This is a genomic window from Bradyrhizobium sp. Arg816 (assembly GCF_029989365.1).
GTDB lineage: Bacteria > Pseudomonadota > Alphaproteobacteria > Rhizobiales > Xanthobacteraceae > Bradyrhizobium.
Genome location: NZ_JAPRAQ010000071.1, coordinates 1 through 1,559, shown reverse-complemented (window position 1 = coordinate 1,559; position 1,559 = coordinate 1). Strand labels below are relative to the sequence as shown.

At 60.3% G+C, this 1,559-nt stretch carries 1 protein-coding gene and 1 pseudogene; both read right to left on the bottom strand.

Features of this window, described 5'->3' with window-relative positions:
* Positions 1–282: 282 nt before the first annotated feature.
* A pseudogene (locus tag OWC48_RS45845) lies at positions 283–483 on the bottom strand (IS110 family transposase); the annotation flags it as partial.
* Positions 484–571: 88 nt separating this feature from the next.
* On the bottom strand, positions 572–1,559 hold a 988-nt coding region (locus OWC48_RS45840), incomplete at its 5' end, for a ribonucleotide-diphosphate reductase subunit beta (RefSeq protein ID WP_282525900.1).

The following is a 1,559-nucleotide window of genomic DNA, read 5'->3' as shown; positions in this document are numbered from 1 at the left end:
TCCTCCGATTTTGCTTCAAGAGCTCGCTGACTCGGGCATCTTTGATGCCTCTCTGCCCAGTTGGCTCGCTCGTTGCCGCTCCTACCGATTTGGGAGGGAGGCGTCCATTTCATTTTCCGAGGTCGCAGGCGCCTCATGATGATGTCCGGATCGGGTGCCTCATCGTTTGCAACGGCGTGCGGGCGAGCCCGCCACCAGCCGATGACCGAGGTCACCACGACCACCGTCCCAGCGGGACATCACCGGGCCCGGCGGACCGGGCCAGGAACTTGCAGAATAAGGTCAGGCCGGCGCGTGGCCCCAGTCGAACGACGTGCCATCCACCCAAATGCAGTGGAGGATCACAGCGATCTTGCGGGCAATGGCGACCTTTGCCTTTTGCAAACCGACCCGCTTCACGAGCTTCATTCCCCAGGCCTTGAGGGAAGACCATTTTTTTGTCCGATAGAGAAGGACCGTCGCTGCCTCGAATAGGTAGGTTCGGAGATGCAATCCGGCACGTCCTGTTCGAGGCGTAACGATTTGCGATTTCTATTGGGAGAAGGTACTGGTCGCCATCGTGACCGGACGCTCAGTCCCAACTGAGCGCTCCGCCATTCTGATATTCAATCACCCGCGTCTCGAAGAAATTCTTCTCCTTCTTTAGGTCCATCGCCTCCGACATCCACGGGAACGGGTTTTCCCCCTCGGCAAAGACAGGCGCGAGCCCAATCTGCGCGCAGCGGCGGTTGGCGATAAAGCGCATGTACTGCTCGCACAGCGCCGCATTCAGCCCGAGGAAGCCGCGCGGCATGGTATCGCGGCCGTAGGCGGCCTCCAACTCGGCCGCGTCACGGATCATGCCGCGAATCTCGTCCTGGAATGCTGGCGTCCATAGATGCGGATTCTCGATCTTGATCTGGTTGATCACGTCGATACCGAAGTTCAGATGGATGCTCTCGTCACGCAGGATGTACTGGTACTGCTCGGCGATGCCGACCATCTTGTTGCGGCGGCCGAGCGACAGTATCTGCGCGAAGCCCGTGTAGAACCACATCCCCTCGAACACGACGTAGAAGGAGACGAGATCGCGCAGGAAGGCACGATCATTGTTCGGCGTGCCGGTCTGGAACGACGGGTCGTCCAGATGCTGGGTGTGCTTGAGCGCCCATGCCGCCTTTCCGGTGATCGACGGCACCTCGCGGTACATGTTGAACAGCTCGCCCTCGTCGAGGCCGAGGCTTTCGACGATATACTGGAAGGTGTGAGTGTGCACCGCCTCCTCGAAGGCCTGCCGAAGGAGGTACTGCCGGCACTCCGGATTGGTGAGGTGACGGTAGATCGCCAGCACGATGTTGTTGGCGACGAGCGATTCAGAGGCCGCGAAGAAGCCGAGATTGCGCTTGATCGCGCGCCGCTCGTCCTCCGTCAGCCCGTCCCGCGACTTCCATAGCGCGATGTCGGCCTGCATCGAGACTTCGGTCGGCATCCAGTGATTGTTGCAGCCTGAGAGATACTTCTCCCAGGCCCATTTGTACTTCAGCGGAAGCAGCTGGTTGACGTCGGCGCGGCAGTTGATC